Source organism: Gilvimarinus sp. DA14 (genome assembly GCF_024204685.1).
Lineage (GTDB): Bacteria > Pseudomonadota > Gammaproteobacteria > Pseudomonadales > Cellvibrionaceae > Gilvimarinus.
On the sequence record NZ_CP100350.1, the window covers coordinates 663,274 to 678,644 of the forward strand.

Consider the following 15,371-nt stretch of genomic DNA (forward strand, 5'->3'; position numbering starts at 1 on the left):
TCTAACCTCTATACCTGATTAATTTAGTCAGGTATTTTACGCTAGTTTCCGCAGAATTAAAATTGTCTCGCCAGAGCGGCCTTGGAATCGATGCTTACAAGCTTATAACCCAGTTCAAATACCGCTGGTTATTTAATGATTTTATTGTGCTTTGTATGGGTCACAATCTCATCCCGCCCGCGGCGCATGGCATCGCTGAAAGCAGAAGCCAGAATACCTGTTGGCATGGCAATCAAGCCGATACTCGATAGCGCGGTTAGCGCGGCAAACACCCTGCCCCATTGAGTAATCGGATAGACATCTCCGTAACCCACGGTAGTAAACGTAATAATGGCCCACCACATAGCACGTGGAATACTGCCAAAAGCTTCAGGCTGAACCTCGCGCTCAGCAAAATACAGCAATGTGGATGAGGCTAATATCATACCGACCGCAATAATAATGCTGACAGTGAGCTCGTAGCGACGCAGCATAATCGCTTTAAATACATGCTGTACCGCGCGCGCTAATTGACCATAGCGGGCCAGTCGGAGAACCCGAAACAGGCGTACAAACCGCAGCAGCAGTGATTCAGAGCTGGACACTCCCAACAGCAGCGGCAAACAGGCGATTAAGTCGAGTAGCGCAGCCGGGGTAAACGCGTATTTAGCCCGCCCCAAGAAAGGTTGGCGATAGCGACGATCTTCGACACAAACCCAAAGCCTTGCCAGATATTCACAGAAAAATAACCCACTGAAAAAAACTTCCAGAGCGCGAATTAGACGCTCATGCCCCCGACTAATACTGGGTTCAGTCTCCACAATAGCGCCAACCATGGACAACAGGATTAATCCGCAAATGGCGAGATTCACCGGTGAGATCCCGAAGGGCCAGGCACGAGGCTCGAGAGAAATATAAACCTTGCGCCTCGGCGTCATGCTACGGGACCGCTTAACCACAGCGTGATTCTCCCCGGACTGCTCGCGTTAAAACGGACACGCACACTCCCCCTCAATCACTTCGCCACTACCCGGCGCCTTAAAACGCAACCGCGTAGCATGCAGCAACAACCTGGGAGATAAGGCCGCAATGGCTGGCTCGGCGTAAAAGCCACACCCCAGAATGGGGTGCCCCAAAGCCGCCATATGCAATCTCAGCTGATGGGAGCGACCGGTTAGAGGCTCGAGTAACACACGACTGCTGTTACTCGACGCATCAAAAGCTTGCGCTCGATACCGGGTAACTGATGGCTTGCCGGTGTCGGCGTCAATCTTATATTTGGGGCGATTTTGTTTGTCCGCAGAGATGGGTAAATCGACCTCGCCTTCGGGTTCGGCCAACCGCCCCGCGACCACAGCAGTATAAAGCTTGTACGTTTCGCGCTCCTGAAATTGTCTCGCGATATATCCGTGGGCCGCCTTGTTGAGCGCCACAACCATAATACCGGAGGTATCAAAGTCGAGCCGGTGCACAATACTGCAGCCGGGGTGGAGTTTTAGCAGACGCGTGTGAACACAGTCGTGATTGTCCGGGTGTCGCCCTGGAACACTCAGCAGGCCAGCGGGCTTGCTGATCAGCAAAAAATCGGACTCTTGCCGCAAAATGCCGATCTCTTCAGAGCAAGGCGGCAAAATCGCCAGCTCGTTGACGGGGGTCTTCCCTGCTGGTGTATTCATGGAAATGAGCTGTTATCCTCAAAACTTGCCATTTTAGCGGATAACAACATAAACCAAAAACAAGAGTCGAAAAGACATGATTGAGAAGCAAAAGCCGCAGCAACCAGAGACAGCGGTGGACGACCGTTCACAGCAGAAGGCCAACAAACGGGCCCCCAGTTTATGGCAAATAGTAGTTAGTACCCTGGCGGCTGCCGTGGGGGTGCAAAGCAACAAAAACCGCGAACGCGACTTTACCCAGGGCAACCTTATAGCCTACGTAGTGGCTGGAATTGTTTTTACCGGTCTTTTTATTGGCGGGCTTATCTTTCTGGTTAACCGGCTGCTAGCGGGCTCGCTTGCCTGACGGGGACTTTTTTTGCTGGGCCAGACACACAAAAGCCGCCAGCTGGCGGCTTTTGTGGCTTTAGGATCGAGGGCCGGTTATTGACCGCTGATCCAAAAAATACAGGTCACGACAAAGATGGCGATCAGGGACACGGCCGCAATGGCATCTGCCACACTGTCGCCCTGCTCTTGCATTTCAATCTGTTCGTTCATTATTTTTATTCCCCAGTCTTGAAGATTTAAAGTAGGTTCAATTGCATCCTATGCCGTTTCATCCTAAGTAGAGCTTCTTATATACCACCCGAGCCAAGCATTCAACCCTATTACGCTATTTATAACTACAAGATTTAAAGATAGTAAAATATATTCGTTCAAACCCGGGTTCTAACTTGATACCTTGCCGCTCTCCGGGCCTCGCGGCAGGGCGCGTTTTGCTGTATCCTTGCGCGCCTGCGACGCCCTGCCCGGGCTTTTTCAGCTATGGTAAATGATTTATGTATATTTACGACCAGTATGACCACGAGATTCTGCGCCAGCGTGTGGCACAGTTCCGCGATCAAACCGAGCGCTACCTGGCCGGCGATTTAAGCGAAGCCGAGTTCCTGCCGCTGCGCCTGCAAAACGGCCTTTACGTACAGCGATTGGCCCCTATGTTGCGGATTAACGTGCCTTACGGCATGCTCAACAGCACTCAGCTGCGTCGGCTGGCGCGCATCGCCCGGGACTATGACAAAGGTTACTGCCACGTCAGCACCCGGCAGAACATTCAATATAACTGGCCCGCCCTGGAGCAGGTGCCGGATATTCTCGCCGAGCTGGCCGAAGTAGAAATGCACGGCACCCAGTCCAGCGGCAACTGTATTCGCAACGTCACCTCAGACCAATTCGCCGGCGTTGCGCCGGACGAGGTGGTGGACCCGCGCCCTTACTGCGAAATTATTCGCCAGTGGTCCAGCTTCCACCCAGAGTTCGCCTTCTTACCGCGCAAATTCAAGATCGCGGTATCTGGCTCGCAAATGGATCGCGCCGCAATTCAGGTACACGACATAGGCTTGCAGCTGGTTAAAAATGGCGCCGGCGCCATTGGCTTTAAAGTGCTGGTGGGCGGCGGCTTGGGCCGCACCCCGGTAATCGGCAGCGTTATTCGCGAATACCTGCCCCAGGAGCACATTCTTACCTACCTCGAGGCAATTTTGCGGGTCTACAACTTGCACGGTCGTCGCGACAATAAGTACAAGGCCCGTATCAAAATTCTGGTCCGCGCCATGGGCCCCGAGAATTTCGCCGAGGCGGTAGAAAAAGAATGGGAGCACTTAAAAGACGCCCCCAGCACCTTGCGCGATGAAGATATTGTGCGTGCCAAGTCGTACTTTACCGAACCGGACTACGCCACACTGGATGATGCCAGCGCCCAGGCGCAGCTGGATCAGCAGGCCGGCGAGAACGTACCTTTCTCGAAATGGTTAATGCGCAACGTGCGTCAGCACCGTGTTGCGGGTTATGCGTCTGTTACCCTGTCGCTTAAGCCCACCGGCATCGCCCCCGGCGATTTAACTGACGCGCAACTGGAACGCATCGCCGATTTAGCGGAGCGCTTCAGCTTTGGCGAGGTGCGCACCACCCACGAGCAAAACGTGGTGCTGGCCGATGTGCGCAAAACAGACTTGCTGGAGCTGTGGCAAGCGGCAAAAGAAGCCGGTTTTGCCACACCCAACATTGGCACACTCACCGACATTATCTGCTGCCCCGGTGGCGATTTCTGCTCGCTGGCCAACGCCAAGTCCATTCCTATCGCCGAGGCCATCCAGCGCCAGTTCACCGACTTGGACTATGTATACGACCTGGGCGATCTGGACTTGAACATATCCGGCTGTATGAACGCTTGCGGCCATCACCATGTGGGTCATATCGGCGTGCTCGGTGTAGACAAAAAAGGGCAAGAGTTTTACCAGGTGATGCTGGGCGGCAACGCGGGCAACGAAGCCTCACTGGCCAAGGTGTTAGGCCCTGCTTTCGAAGCTGAGCAAATGCCTGGCGTGGTACAAAACCTGGTGAATGTGTACCTGGAAAACCGTACCGAAGAAGAACTGTTTATCGATACCTACAACCGTATTGGTATCGCCCCATTTAAGGAGCGCGTTTATGCCAAAGCTAGTTAAAGACGGCGCCATTATTGACGACACCTGGACGCGCCTGGACAAACCCGAGGGCGATGCCGCTGAGGTAAACGTACCGGCGGGCCAAGTGATCGTTCCACTAAGCGTCTGGCAAGCACAACGCGAACAATTGCAAGCACGCGATGATATCGGCGTGTGGCTCGACAGCGATGAAAGTGCGTTCGACCTGGGCGACGATGCCAAACAGCTGCCGCTGGTAGCGGTGAACCTCCCCGCCTTTATGGACGGCCGCGCTTTCTCTACCGCGCGCCTGGTTCGCGAGCGCTTTGGCTTTAGCGGCGAGCTGCGCGCCGTTGGGAGCTTTATTCGCGACCAAATGTGCTATTTATCGCGCTGCGGAGTCAACGCCTTTCGTTTTGACGACGAAACCATCGACTTGGAAAAAGCTAAGCAATCACTGCAGGACTTTACCGAGTTCTATCAAGCCGGTGTAGACCAGCAGCAACCGCTGTTTCGCCGTCGCGCCTAAGCTGCAAGGCTAACGGCACTAGCCGTTAGCCTGTTTTCCCGCAACCGGACCGCTGTGAAAGCGAAACTCGGAATCCCCACCCTCAACCAGTTGACGCTCCAGCGTTAGAAACTCATTCACCCTGTCTTCAATGGAATCACTCCCGGCCGCCTTTTGCGCCAGGGTTAGATAATCCTTAAAGTGTCGCGCTTCAGACTTTAACAGCGAAACGTAAAAACTTTGCAGTTCGTCATCCAAATGCGGCGCGAGCTTGGCAAAACGCTCGCACGAGCGCGCCTCGATAATGGCGCCCACAATCAGGGTGTCAATTAACCGGCCCGGCTCATGGGTGCGCACCGGCTTACGCAATTCGGCGGCATAGCGCGAGGCGGTAATTTGCTCATAAGCTATGCCCCGCTTCTCCATAATCGCAATTACCTGCTCGAAATGACGCAGCTCTTCGCGGGCCAAACGCGACATTTTGTTTAGCAGCTCAAAGTCGGAAACATAGCGATACATTAAATGAATCGCTGTAGAGGCGGCTTTTTTCTCGCAGTTGGCATGGTCCAGCAGCATCAGCGCGGGATGCTGCAGTGCATTGTCGACCCAGCTGTCCGGAGTTTCGCAGCGTAAAAAGGCTTTAATTTCAGATAAATCAATCATATTAGGCGTCGGAGGCAATAAGCCCTGGGGCTATGTATCGGTCGTAGTAGGCGCACGACAGAGCATAAAAATCTTTGTCGATATCGTCGCGAATCGTCACCAGCGACGTCCCACGCCACGCGGGCATCAGCTCAAGGCCATAGGGCTGCAGGTCGTCTATCTGGCTTGCGCCTGCGCGCAGCAAATCAAACACCCAACATTCGGGACTTTGTTCTGGCTTGAACTGAATTTGTTGGTGACGTATCTGCGTTAACAGCAATGTCTCGTCGAGCACACGAATACGATTGGCCACCACTTGAGTAAGATACGATTCCAGGCGATTGGCAATAATTCGCCGCTGCTCCTGACTGTAGGCATTCCAGTGGATAACCTCGTGAGAAAAACGCTTGCAGCCGCGGCAGACGCTATCGCCAATACCGGTCGAGCAGATACCAACACAAGGTGTTTTTACGGGTTTAAATACGGGCATAACTGTACAGCGGTGCGGCAAGTGAGCCAGTATTCTACATCAGCAGCGGCTAGTAAGGCAGGCCTTTGACCGCCAAATCTACCTGCCACAGCGAACCGGCGCCGGTGATATACAAAGTTTTCCCATCCGGTCCACCGAAGGCGGCATTGGTGACATTGGCATCCAGAGCAATAGTGGCGATAACTTCACCTTCAGGGTTTACCACCCGAACACGCTGCGCAACATGCTCAGTGACATAGACATTGCCCAGACAATCGACTGCCATGCCATCGGGCACCTCTACATCATCCAGCAAATGTCCGGCTGCTTTTGGCTCCTGCGCTGTGAGGTCGTAGCGACGCACAAATCCATCTTTACCGCCTCCAGCGACGTAAAGAGTTTTTTCATCCGGCGAAAGCGAAATGCCGTTGGGGTTTTGGATGCTGCTGTCTATCAGCGTAACCTCCCCGTCTTTTACCCGATAAACACCGGTTAAAGTCTGGCCTCCCGGGGCAGCGGCGCGCTGAAAATCCGGATCGGTAAAATACAAGGTGCCATCTTGCGCCTGGGTTAAATCATTGGGGGAGTTAAATACCTCTTGCGCGTACTGCGAGGCGACATCACTGCGCTGCCAGGTTTCACGGTCGTAGCGCGACACGGCTTTATATTTGTGCGTACCCGCCAGGATATTACCCTGCCGATCCCGCGCCAACCCATTGGAGCCGGAATCTTCTAGGGCTACCGAAAGTGTTTCGCCATCATAGGCTAGGATTTTAGAGGGGAAGCCTTCGCTAAACAGAAAATGAGAAAAATACAGGGCGTCGTCAATCCACACCGGCCCTTCATAGAGACCCGCAGCGGCATTATCCGCTATATCAATTCGCCGGGCACTGAGCGCTCCGGCAGGCGCCATGCCTAAATCCCCCTCACAGACTGGACTGATCTGGGTTCTGGCTTCTTCAGGTCGATCCGCAAAGCTACACGCTGCAGTCATCAACATTACAGTAACCGGGAAGCATCTCTTCATTTTTTATCTCTCTTAGTCGCGTGGCCAGGCGCGCCATTCTAGCAGAGAATGTTTGCGCTACCAGCAGAAAAACCACACAAGTTAACAGGGAGGGCCCGATAAGGTATAATTCGCGCCCGATTAGCCCGCAGGGCCGAGTGACAGGCCCGGGTATCATCCATGTGGGTCATGGATAGCCTCCAAAGCAGCGATCCTGCCGACGGAGTAATTCAAATACAATCAGAGGATCACAATCGTGCTTGAAGCCTACCGCAACCATGTTGCCGAACGCGCTGCCCAAGGCGTGCCCGCAAAACCTTTATCCGCAGAACAGGTCGCCGACCTGGTTGAACTGTTAAAAAACCCTCCCGCTGGAGAAGAACAGTTTCTGTTAGAGCTGATCAGCGAACGTGTGCCACCGGGCGTTGACGAGGCAGCCTATGTAAAAGCGGCGTTTTTAAGCGCACTAATCAAAGGCGAAGCCCAATCCCCCCTGATTGATAAACCCAAAGCCGTTGAACTGCTGGGCCTGATGCACGGTGGTTACAACATCGAAACTCTCGTAGAGCTGCTGGACGACGAGACCCTGGCACCACTGGCTGCCACCGAGCTGAAACACACCCTGCTGATGTTCGACGCCTTCCACGACGTTGAAGACAAGGCCAAGGCCGGTAACAAACACGCTCAAGAAGTTTTACAGTCCTGGGCCGATGCCGAGTGGTTTACCTCGCGCAAAAAAGTGCCAGAAAGCACCAAACTGACCGTATTCAAAGTCACCGGTGAAACCAACACCGATGATCTGTCACCGGCGCAGGACGCCTGGTCCCGCCCCGACATCCCACTGCACGCGCTGGCCATGTACAAAAACAGCCGCGACGGCATCACTCCAGATGATGAAGGCAACATCGGCCCCATCAAACAGATCGACGAACTGAAAGCCAAAGGCCATCCGCTAGCCTTCGTGGGTGACGTTGTGGGCACCGGCTCTTCGCGTAAGTCAGCCACCAACTCGGTACTGTGGTACATCGGCGAAGATATTCCCGGCGTTCCCAACAAGCGCACCGGCGGCGTATGCATTGGCGGTAAAGTCGCGCCGATTTTCTACAACACTATGGAAGACGCTGGCGCACTGGTGTTTGAAGCCCCCGTTGATGACTTAAATACTGGCGATGTGATCGATGTTCGCCCTTACGAGGGCAAAATCCTCAACGCCGAAACCGGCGATGTCATTTGCGAATTTGACTTGAAATCGCAAGTCCTGCTGGATGAAGTGCAAGCCGGCGGCCGTATTCCCCTGATCGTTGGTCGCGGCCTCACGGCTAAAGCTCGCGCCTCTCTCAACTTGCCCGCTACCGATGTCTTCCGTCTGCCTGAGCAGCCCGCCGACACCGGCAAAGGCTACACCCTGGCGCAGAAGATGGTAGGCCGCGCCTGCGGTACCGAAGGCATCCGCCCCGGCACCTACTGCGAGCCCAAAATGACCACCGTGGGCTCACAGGACACCACCGGCCCAATGACTCGCGATGAGCTGAAAGATCTGGCTTGCCTCGGCTTCTCAGCCGACCTGACCATGCAGTCTTTCTGTCACACAGCCGCCTACCCCAAGCCCGTTGACATCGACACTCAGCACACCCTGCCCGACTTCATCATGAATCGTGGCGGTGTTTCTCTGCGTCCGGCCGACGGTATTATCCACAGCTGGCTGAACCGTATGTTGCTGCCCGACACCGTGGGCACCGGTGGCGACTCGCACACCCGCTTCCCGCTGGGCATTTCCTTCCCCGCCGGCTCTGGTCTGGTAGCTTTTGCCGCCGCCACTGGCGTAATGCCGCTGGATATGCCCGAATCGGTATTGGTTCGCTTTAAAGGCGAGATGCAGCCCGGCATCACCCTGCGTGACCTGGTGAACGCCATCCCCTACTACGCCATCAAGCAAGACCTGCTCACCGTTGAGAAAAAAGGCAAGAAGAACATCTTCTCTGGCCGCATTCTTGAAGTAGAAGGTCTACCCAAGCTAAAAGTAGAGCAGGCTTTCGAAATCTCTGATGCCTCGGCCGAGCGCTCTGCGGCTGGCTGTACCATTAAGCTGGACCAAGAGCCAATCATCGAGTATCTGAAGTCCAACATTGTGATGCTGCGCTGGATGATCGAACAAGGCTACGGCGATGTTCGCACTCTGGAGCGCCGCGCCCAGAAAATGGAAGAATGGCTGGAAAACCCGGAACTGATGGAAGCGGACGCCGACGCCGAATACGCCGCTGTAATCGAGATCGACCTGGCAGAAATCAAAGAGCCTATTCTGGCTTGCCCGAACGATCCCGATGATGTGAAAACCCTGTCGGATGTGCAGAACACCAAGATCGACGAAGTATTTATCGGTTCGTGCATGACCAACATCGGTCACTTCCGCGCCGCTGGTAAGCTGCTGGATGCCGCCAAAGAAGAACTGTCCACCCGTCTGTGGATTGCGCCACCCACCAAAATGGATGCGCACCAGTTAATGGAAGAAGGCTACTACAACATCTACGGCCGCAAAGGTGCCCGCACCGAGATGCCGGGTTGTTCGCTGTGCATGGGTAACCAGGCTCGCGTTGCACCTAACTCTACCGTGGTATCCACCTCTACCCGCAACTTCCCCAACCGTTTAGGCCAGGGCGCCGGGGTGTATCTGGGCTCTGCTGAGCTGGCTGCCGTTGCGGCAATTTTGGGTAAGATTCCAACGCCGGAAGAGTATTTAAGCTACGCCAGCAAGCTCGACAGCATGAGCGCCGATATCTACCGCTACCTCAACTTCAACGAGATTGAGGAATACCAAAAATCAGCGGATGAAGGTAAGCGCATCGCTGCCGTTGAAATTCAAAATGTAGCCGTGTAATTTACCGGTTAACTTGAATTTAAAAGCCCACCCGTCGGTGGGCTTTTTTATAGGCCAAATAAAATGAGCAGCGAATCGAAGAGTATTTTAATTACCGGCGCCTCGACAGGTATCGGCTACTACTGTGCCAAGGCGCTTGCCCGAGATGGCTGGCAGGTCATTGCCAGCTGTCGCAATCCAACCGATGTAAGCCGCCTGCAAGCCGAAGGGTTCACCTGCATTCAGCTAGATGTATCGAGCAGCGAGAGCATTCTGTCAGCACTACGGAAAACCCTGAGTATCACTGGCGGCACGTTAGACGCACTATTTAATAACGGCGCTTACGGTCAGCCAGGTGCGGTAGAAGATTTAAGTCGCGACACCTTGCGCAAACAATTTGAAACCAACTTTTTCGGCTGGTGTGAACTGACCAACGAAGTCATTAAGGTCATGCACCAGCAAGGTCACGGTAGAATCGTTCACAACAGCTCCGTACTCGGCTTTGCCGCCATGCCTTTTCGCGGCGCCTACAACGCCAGCAAATTTGCTTTGGAAGGCATTACCGACACTTTACGACTGGAATTGGCCGATACGAATATTCACGTGAGTCTGATAGAGCCCGGCCCCATTTTAAGCGACTTTCGTAAAAACGCCCTTAAAGCACTGGAGCAGAACATTGACTTTAATAGCAGCAGGCATGGCTTTAAATACGCCGCCGCGGTAAACCGCCTATCCAAGCCGGGCCCGGCCTCCAAATTCACCCTGGGGCCAGAAGCGGTTTACAAAAAACTCAGCCACGCCTTGCACGCGAAACGCCCCAAACCGCGCTATTACGTGACCTTCCCCACCTACCTCATGGGTTACTTAAAACGCATCCTGACAACCCGGATGATGGACAATATACTGGGACGCATCTCCAGTTAATACGGATCTGATTATGCAATATAAAAACATTACCCTGCCCAGCAGCAAAACAATTGCCCTGGTGGCACACGACAACAAAAAACCCGACATTGTGCGCTGGTGTGAAACCCATGCCGAAGAACTTAGCAAGCATACTCTGTATGCGACCGGAACCACCGGTACAGTGATTAATAAGGCAACCGGGCTTGAGATTAACAAGCTGATTAGCGGGCCTTTGGGCGGCGATCAGCAGGTCGGCTCTCTCATCACTGAGGGCAAGGTTAATTTTCTGATTTTTTTCTGGGACCCTTTTGAGCCTATGCCCCACGACCCGGATGTAAAAGCTTTGCTCAGAATCGCGGCGGTGTGGAATGTTCCGGTCGCTTGCAATATTATCAGCGCCGACTTTATGGTGGCCTCGCCACTGTTTAAGCAGGAATTTGAGCGCGCCGTACCCGACTATGAAGGGTACATGAAAAGCCGTGCATAAAAAGCCGCACATAAAAAAGCCGGGCAGTTGCCCGGCTTTTTTATGTTTGGTTAACCGTTACTTAATTCAAGTAACAATTTATTTAAACGCTGTACGTAAGCGGCAGGGTCCGCCAGATGAGCGCCCTCAGCGAGGTTGGCCTGATCGAATAACACTTCGGTCAGATCCGCAAAGCGGTCTTCATCCTGTTCCAGATCAAGCTTTTGCACCAGTGGATGCTCGGGGTTCAGCTCGAAGATTGGCTTGGACTCGGGAACTGCCTGGCCAGCAGACTCCAGCAAGCGGCGCATTTGCGCTCCCATCTCATGCTCGGGTACCACTACGCATGCAGGAGACTCTGTAAGGCGGTGTGTAACGCGCACCTCGGCCACCTTATCACCCAGAGCTTTTTGCGCACGCTCGATTAAAGGCTTCATGGCTTCGGCGGTCTTTTCTTTCGCTTCTTTGTCCTCTTCGTTATCCAGCTCGCCCAGGTCAAGTTCGCCTTTACCGACATCCTGCAGGGTCTTACCGTCAAACTCGGCCAAATGACTCATTAACCACTCATCGACGCGGTCTGACAACAGCAGCACTTCAATACCCTTTTTGCGAAAAACCTCGAGATGGGGGCTATTCTTGGCGGTATTGTGATTTTCGGCAGCGATATAGTAAATCTTATCCTGCCCCTCTTTCATACGGCCGAGATAATCATCCAGCGACTGAGATTGCTCTGCGGTATCGGTATGGGTGCTGGCAAAGCGCAGCAGCTTGGCAATTTTTTCGCGGTTGGCAAAATCTTCTGCCGGCCCTTCTTTCAATACCTCGCCAAACTCTTTCCAGAACTCGGCATACTTTTCTGGCTCATTCTTGGCGAGCTTGGCCAACATATCCAATACGCGCTTGGTGAGCGCTGAACGCATGGAGTCGATGTTTGGATCTTTTTGCAGAATTTCCCGCGACACGTTCAGCGAGAGGTCATTGGAGTCCACCACACCTTTTACAAAACGCAGATACAACGGCAAAAATTGCTCGGCGTCGTCCATGATAAAGGTGCGCTGTACGTAGAGCTTTAAGCCGCGCGCGCCGTCGCGATTGTACAAATCAAAAGGCGCCTTAGCGGGAATGTACAACAAGCTGGTGTAATCGAGTTTACCCTCAACCCGGTTATGACTCCAGGTAAGCGGCTCGGCATAATCGTGGCTGACATGCTTATAAAACTCTTTATACTCTTCATCGGAAATTTCCGAGCGCGAGCGCGTCCACATGGCGGTAGCGGTATTGACCACCTCTTCTTCGCGGGAGGGCTCTTCGCCCTCCTCTTGCGCGGGCACTTCTTTTTCCATCACGATCGGGATGGCAATGTGATCTGAGTACTTTTTGATGATCGAACGCAATCGCCAATCGTCGGCAAACTCGTGAGCGTCGCTTTTCAGGTGCAGCTCAATGGTAGTGCCGCGAGAGGCCTTTTCGATATTTTCGATGACGAATTCGGCTTCTCCATCACACTCCCAGCGGACGCCCTGAGAGGCATCTTCACCGGCTTTACGAGTGGTTACCACCACCTTGTCTGCTACAATAAATGAGGAGTAAAAACCGACCCCGAACTGACCGATCAACTGCGCGTCTTTTTTATCGTCCCCGGTGAGATTTTGCATAAAAGCCGCCGTACCGGACTTCGCGATCGTACCGAGATTTTCAATCACATCTTCACGGTTCATGCCGATACCATTGTCGCTGATAGTAATCAACTTGGCATCCTTATCAACATCAACACGCACTTTCAAATCGCTGTCGCCTTCGTAGAGGCTGTCATCTTTAACCGCCGCAAAACGCAGCTTATCGGCCGCATCCGAGGCGTTAGAAACCAGCTCGCGCAAAAAAATCTCTCGATTGGAGTAAAGCGAGTGGATCATCAAGTGTAAAAGCTGTTTGGCCTCTGTTTGAAAGCCACGGGTTTCTTTTTGCGCTTCTACCGTCATTTTGAGACTCCTGTACACAAACACAATGCCGCCTGGCGGCTATTCATATCCGGTTCAGTAGATGGGGGGCAAGATGGCAAAATTCAAGCGCTCAGGAGTAAAAATCTGGACTTTAGGCAAAGTCTAGATAACAAGCGTAAGACAATGAAATAAAAAGAGAATTGGTACGACCGAGTGGACTCGAACCACCGACCCCCACCATGTCAAGGTGGTGCTCTAACCAGCTGAGCTACGGTCGTACAGAGAGACAGATCACCCGCACTGAAAACACGCTCGGGCAACTGGGCGCGAACTTTACCAAGCATTTTCAGGCCAGGCAAGTGTTAATTTGGCTCCGACTGGTAACAATTTAAAACAGCTTTAAAAGATAAGCCGTTGAATAATAGTAAAAACTGAAAACTCGATCTCACTCTCTGAGCGTGAATACCGTATAATGCAGCTTGTAAGGAAACAGTCGCGTGATACCCACATCAAGGCTAATCGGCATGCTGAAAACCCTTTTCGAGTCCTCCCGCACGACTAAGCGATTAATTTCATTAGCTTACGACTCTCTGGCCATTACGCTGTCGCTTTATGTCGCCATCTGCCTGCGCCTTGGCAGCTTTAATATCCCCATTACCGAGCGCGAACTGGCAACCCTTGCCATTACCATCGTGTTTACTTTGGGGGCCTTTATTAAGATGGGTATGTATCGCGCCATCTTGCGCTACATGACCCCCCAGGCCTTGAACACCGTATTTCTTGGCACCTGCTTCTCAGCCCTTATTCTCGCAGTCGGCAGCTTTTTTACACACTCTTTCATACCCCGTTCGGTGCCCTTTATATACTTGACCGTGGCACTTATTTTATTGGGGGGGCCTCGACTGCTCGTTCACCACATTGTAATGGTACTCAATGGGCAAAAACTAGGCAGTAAAGAACCCGTAATCGTCTACGGTGCCGGCTATACAGGCCACCAGTTGCGCTTAGCCTTGAAAGCGACCAATTACAAAGTTGTAGCCTTTGTCGACGATGATTTATCCCGGCAGGGCTCGGTATTTGCCAACATACGCGTGCAAAGCCCCGCCGAACTGCCCCAGATCATCCGCAAATACAGTGCAACCCGTGTTCTCTTGGCACTGGGTAATACCCCTCATTCGCGCCGCGCCGAGATTATTAAAGGTCTTGAACCGCTCGGTGTCACTGTACAAACCGCGCCCGCGATACCCGATTTAATCAGCGGCCGCGCCCGTATTGAGCATATTCGCGACGTGGATATCGAGGATTTGCTGGGCCGCGACCCAGTTAAAGCGAACAGCGAGCTTCTCAGTGCCTGTATTACCGGCAAGGTAGTAATGGTAACCGGCGCTGGAGGCTCTATCGGCAGCGAGCTATGCCGCCAGATTGTTCGCCAGAAACCGCGCCGTATCGTGCTTTTTGAACTGAACGAATTCAGCTTGTACCGGCTCGAAGCAGAGCTGCAGCAAATTATTACGCAGGCAAATTTAACAGTAGAAGTTACCCCCCTGCTCGGCTCAGTGCAAAAAGAGCACAGGGTCGAGACCATCATGAAAACCTTCTCGGTCCAGACGGTTTATCACGCCGCCGCTTACAAACATGTACCACTGGTAGAGCACAATATCGTCGAAGGCGTGCGCAACAATGTTTACGGCACTTGGTACACGGCCGAAGCTGCCATTCGAGCCGGAGTGGAATCCTTTGTGCTGGTATCGACGGACAAGGCTGTCCGGCCCACAAATATTATGGGGGCATCCAAACGAATGGCAGAGCTTGTACTGCAGGGCCTTTCACTGCGGCAAACCAATACCCGTTTTACTATGGTTCGTTTTGGCAATGTATTGGGCTCCTCAGGCTCTGTTGTGCCACTTTTTCGCCAGCAAATAAAAGTCGGCGGACCAGTTACCGTCACCCACCCAGAAATCATCCGCTACTTTATGACCATCCCAGAGGCGGCAGAGCTTGTTATTCAGGCGGGCTCAATGGGTACCGGGGGTGACGTACTGGTTCTGGACATGGGCGAGCCGGTACGTATCGTGGATCTTGCCAAACGAATGATTCACCTCTCCGGGCTCAGCGTGAAAACAGACACCCATCCGGATGGCGATATAGAAATTACCTACACCGGTCTGCGCCCCGGAGAAAAGCTATATGAAGAGCTGCTGATCGGCAACAATGTCTCGGGCACGATGCACGATCGAATTATGCGGGCCGAGGAATACGCCATGCCCTGGCTAGAAACCAAAGCGGTACTGGATGAGCTGGATAAAGCCTGCCATGAATACTCATGCGATAAAGTGCGCGATTTACTCATGCTGGCCCCGACCGGCTACACCTCAGAGGAGGAGCTGGGGGATGCTGTTTGGCTGCATAAGACCAATACCGCGAAATTACGGGTGATCAAATAGCCTAGGGCCTGTTAACACTAATTAAATGCGCCTGCTG

Annotated in this window: 13 protein-coding genes and 1 tRNA gene; 7 read left to right on the forward strand and 7 right to left on the reverse strand. The window is 53.2% G+C overall.

The window, feature by feature from the left end; all coding sequences use genetic code 11:
• Positions 1-128: 128 nt before the first annotated feature.
• Both NHM04_RS02735 and NHM04_RS02740 read right to left on the reverse strand, forming a co-directional pair.
• Positions 129-938 (reverse strand): ion transporter, encoded by an 810-nt coding sequence (locus tag NHM04_RS02735; RefSeq protein ID WP_254265522.1) that lies wholly within the window; start codon positions 936-938, stop codon positions 129-131.
• Positions 939-965: 27 nt separating this feature from the next.
• Positions 966-1,655, reverse strand: coding sequence for a pseudouridine synthase (locus NHM04_RS02740; RefSeq protein WP_254265523.1), 690 nt, complete (start codon positions 1,653-1,655; stop codon positions 966-968).
• A gap of 76 nt (positions 1,656-1,731) precedes the next feature.
• Here NHM04_RS02740 and NHM04_RS02745 point away from each other — a divergent pair, with 76 nt between their 5' ends.
• From NHM04_RS02745 to NHM04_RS02755, 3 genes are all read left to right on the forward strand, one after another.
• On the forward strand, positions 1,732-2,001 hold the full coding sequence (locus NHM04_RS02745) for a DUF2970 domain-containing protein (protein WP_254265524.1): 270 nt from the start codon (positions 1,732-1,734) through the stop codon (positions 1,999-2,001).
• Between the two features lie 475 nt (positions 2,002-2,476).
• Positions 2,477-4,141 (forward strand): nitrite/sulfite reductase, encoded by a 1,665-nt coding sequence (locus NHM04_RS02750; RefSeq protein ID WP_254265525.1) that lies wholly within the window; start codon positions 2,477-2,479, stop codon positions 4,139-4,141.
• Complete coding sequence (locus tag NHM04_RS02755) at positions 4,125-4,628, forward strand: DUF934 domain-containing protein (protein ID WP_254265526.1); 504 nt, start codon at positions 4,125-4,127, stop codon at positions 4,626-4,628. The genes NHM04_RS02750 and NHM04_RS02755 overlap by 17 nt, the downstream gene beginning before the upstream one ends.
• 18 nt (positions 4,629-4,646) lie before the next feature.
• Here NHM04_RS02755 and NHM04_RS02760 read toward each other — a convergent pair whose 3' ends face one another.
• The 3 genes from NHM04_RS02760 to NHM04_RS02770 are packed head-to-tail and all read right to left on the reverse strand — an operon-like array spanning position 4,647 to position 6,631.
• Positions 4,647-5,270 (reverse strand): tRNA-(ms[2]io[6]A)-hydroxylase, encoded by a 624-nt coding sequence (locus NHM04_RS02760; RefSeq protein WP_254265527.1) that lies wholly within the window; start codon positions 5,268-5,270, stop codon positions 4,647-4,649.
• A 1-nt stretch (position 5,271) separates the two neighbouring features.
• A complete protein-coding gene (locus NHM04_RS02765; RefSeq protein WP_254265528.1) occupies positions 5,272-5,739 on the reverse strand; it encodes a DUF1289 domain-containing protein in 468 nt (155 codons plus the stop codon).
• Between the two features lie 49 nt (positions 5,740-5,788).
• The gene (locus NHM04_RS02770) at positions 5,789-6,631 is read right to left on the reverse strand and encodes an SMP-30/gluconolactonase/LRE family protein (protein WP_254265529.1); all 843 of its coding nucleotides are present in this window, start codon (positions 6,629-6,631) and stop codon (positions 5,789-5,791) included.
• Positions 6,632-6,980: 349 nt separating this feature from the next.
• On the opposite strand from NHM04_RS02770, the gene acnB reads away from it, so the two are divergent.
• The 3 genes from acnB to NHM04_RS02785 all read left to right on the forward strand — a co-directional run bounded on the left by acnB (position 6,981) and on the right by NHM04_RS02785 (position 10,971).
• A complete protein-coding gene (acnB, locus tag NHM04_RS02775) occupies positions 6,981-9,599 on the forward strand; it encodes a bifunctional aconitate hydratase 2/2-methylisocitrate dehydratase (protein ID WP_254265530.1) in 2,619 nt (872 codons plus the stop codon).
• Between the two features lie 63 nt (positions 9,600-9,662).
• On the forward strand, positions 9,663-10,502 hold the full coding sequence (locus NHM04_RS02780; protein WP_254265531.1) for an SDR family oxidoreductase: 840 nt from the start codon (positions 9,663-9,665) through the stop codon (positions 10,500-10,502).
• Positions 10,503-10,515: 13 nt separating this feature from the next.
• Complete coding sequence (locus tag NHM04_RS02785) at positions 10,516-10,971, forward strand: methylglyoxal synthase (protein WP_254265532.1); 456 nt, start codon at positions 10,516-10,518, stop codon at positions 10,969-10,971.
• A 50-nt stretch (positions 10,972-11,021) separates the two neighbouring features.
• Here NHM04_RS02785 and htpG read toward each other — a convergent pair whose 3' ends face one another.
• Together htpG and NHM04_RS02795 are read right to left on the reverse strand one after the other, a co-directional pair.
• On the reverse strand, positions 11,022-12,929 hold the full coding sequence (gene htpG, locus NHM04_RS02790; protein ID WP_254265533.1) for a molecular chaperone HtpG: 1,908 nt from the start codon (positions 12,927-12,929) through the stop codon (positions 11,022-11,024).
• Positions 12,930-13,091: 162 nt separating this feature from the next.
• Positions 13,092-13,168 (reverse strand) — tRNA-Val (locus NHM04_RS02795).
• A 246-nt stretch (positions 13,169-13,414) separates the two neighbouring features.
• On the opposite strand from NHM04_RS02795, the gene NHM04_RS02800 reads away from it, so the two are divergent.
• Positions 13,415-15,334 (forward strand): nucleoside-diphosphate sugar epimerase/dehydratase, encoded by a 1,920-nt coding sequence (locus NHM04_RS02800; protein ID WP_254265534.1) that lies wholly within the window; start codon positions 13,415-13,417, stop codon positions 15,332-15,334.
• Positions 15,335-15,371 lie beyond the last annotated feature (37 nt).

What these genes read in the sequence shown, in the direction of transcription:
- NHM04_RS02740 (WP_254265523.1), bottom strand. Translation starts at nt 1,655, where the DNA reads ATGAATACACCAGCAGGGAAGACCCCCGTCAACGAGCTGGCGATTTTG.
- NHM04_RS02745 (WP_254265524.1), top strand. Translation starts at nt 1,732, where the DNA reads ATGATTGAGAAGCAAAAGCCGCAGCAACCAGAGACAGCGGTGGACGAC.
- NHM04_RS02750 (WP_254265525.1), top strand. Translation starts at nt 2,477, where the DNA reads ATGTATATTTACGACCAGTATGACCACGAGATTCTGCGCCAGCGTGTG.
- NHM04_RS02755 (WP_254265526.1), top strand. Translation starts at nt 4,125, where the DNA reads ATGCCAAAGCTAGTTAAAGACGGCGCCATTATTGACGACACCTGGACG.
- NHM04_RS02760 (WP_254265527.1), bottom strand. Translation starts at nt 5,270, where the DNA reads ATGATTGATTTATCTGAAATTAAAGCCTTTTTACGCTGCGAAACTCCG.
- NHM04_RS02765 (WP_254265528.1), bottom strand. Translation starts at nt 5,739, where the DNA reads ATGCCCGTATTTAAACCCGTAAAAACACCTTGTGTTGGTATCTGCTCG.
- NHM04_RS02770 (WP_254265529.1), bottom strand. Translation starts at nt 6,631, where the DNA reads ATGGCGCCTGCCGGAGCGCTCAGTGCCCGGCGAATTGATATAGCGGAT.
- NHM04_RS02780 (WP_254265531.1), top strand. Translation starts at nt 9,663, where the DNA reads ATGAGCAGCGAATCGAAGAGTATTTTAATTACCGGCGCCTCGACAGGT.
- NHM04_RS02785 (WP_254265532.1), top strand. Translation starts at nt 10,516, where the DNA reads ATGCAATATAAAAACATTACCCTGCCCAGCAGCAAAACAATTGCCCTG.
- htpG (WP_254265533.1), bottom strand. Translation starts at nt 12,929, where the DNA reads ATGACGGTAGAAGCGCAAAAAGAAACCCGTGGCTTTCAAACAGAGGCC.
- NHM04_RS02800 (WP_254265534.1), top strand. Translation starts at nt 13,415, where the DNA reads ATGCTGAAAACCCTTTTCGAGTCCTCCCGCACGACTAAGCGATTAATT.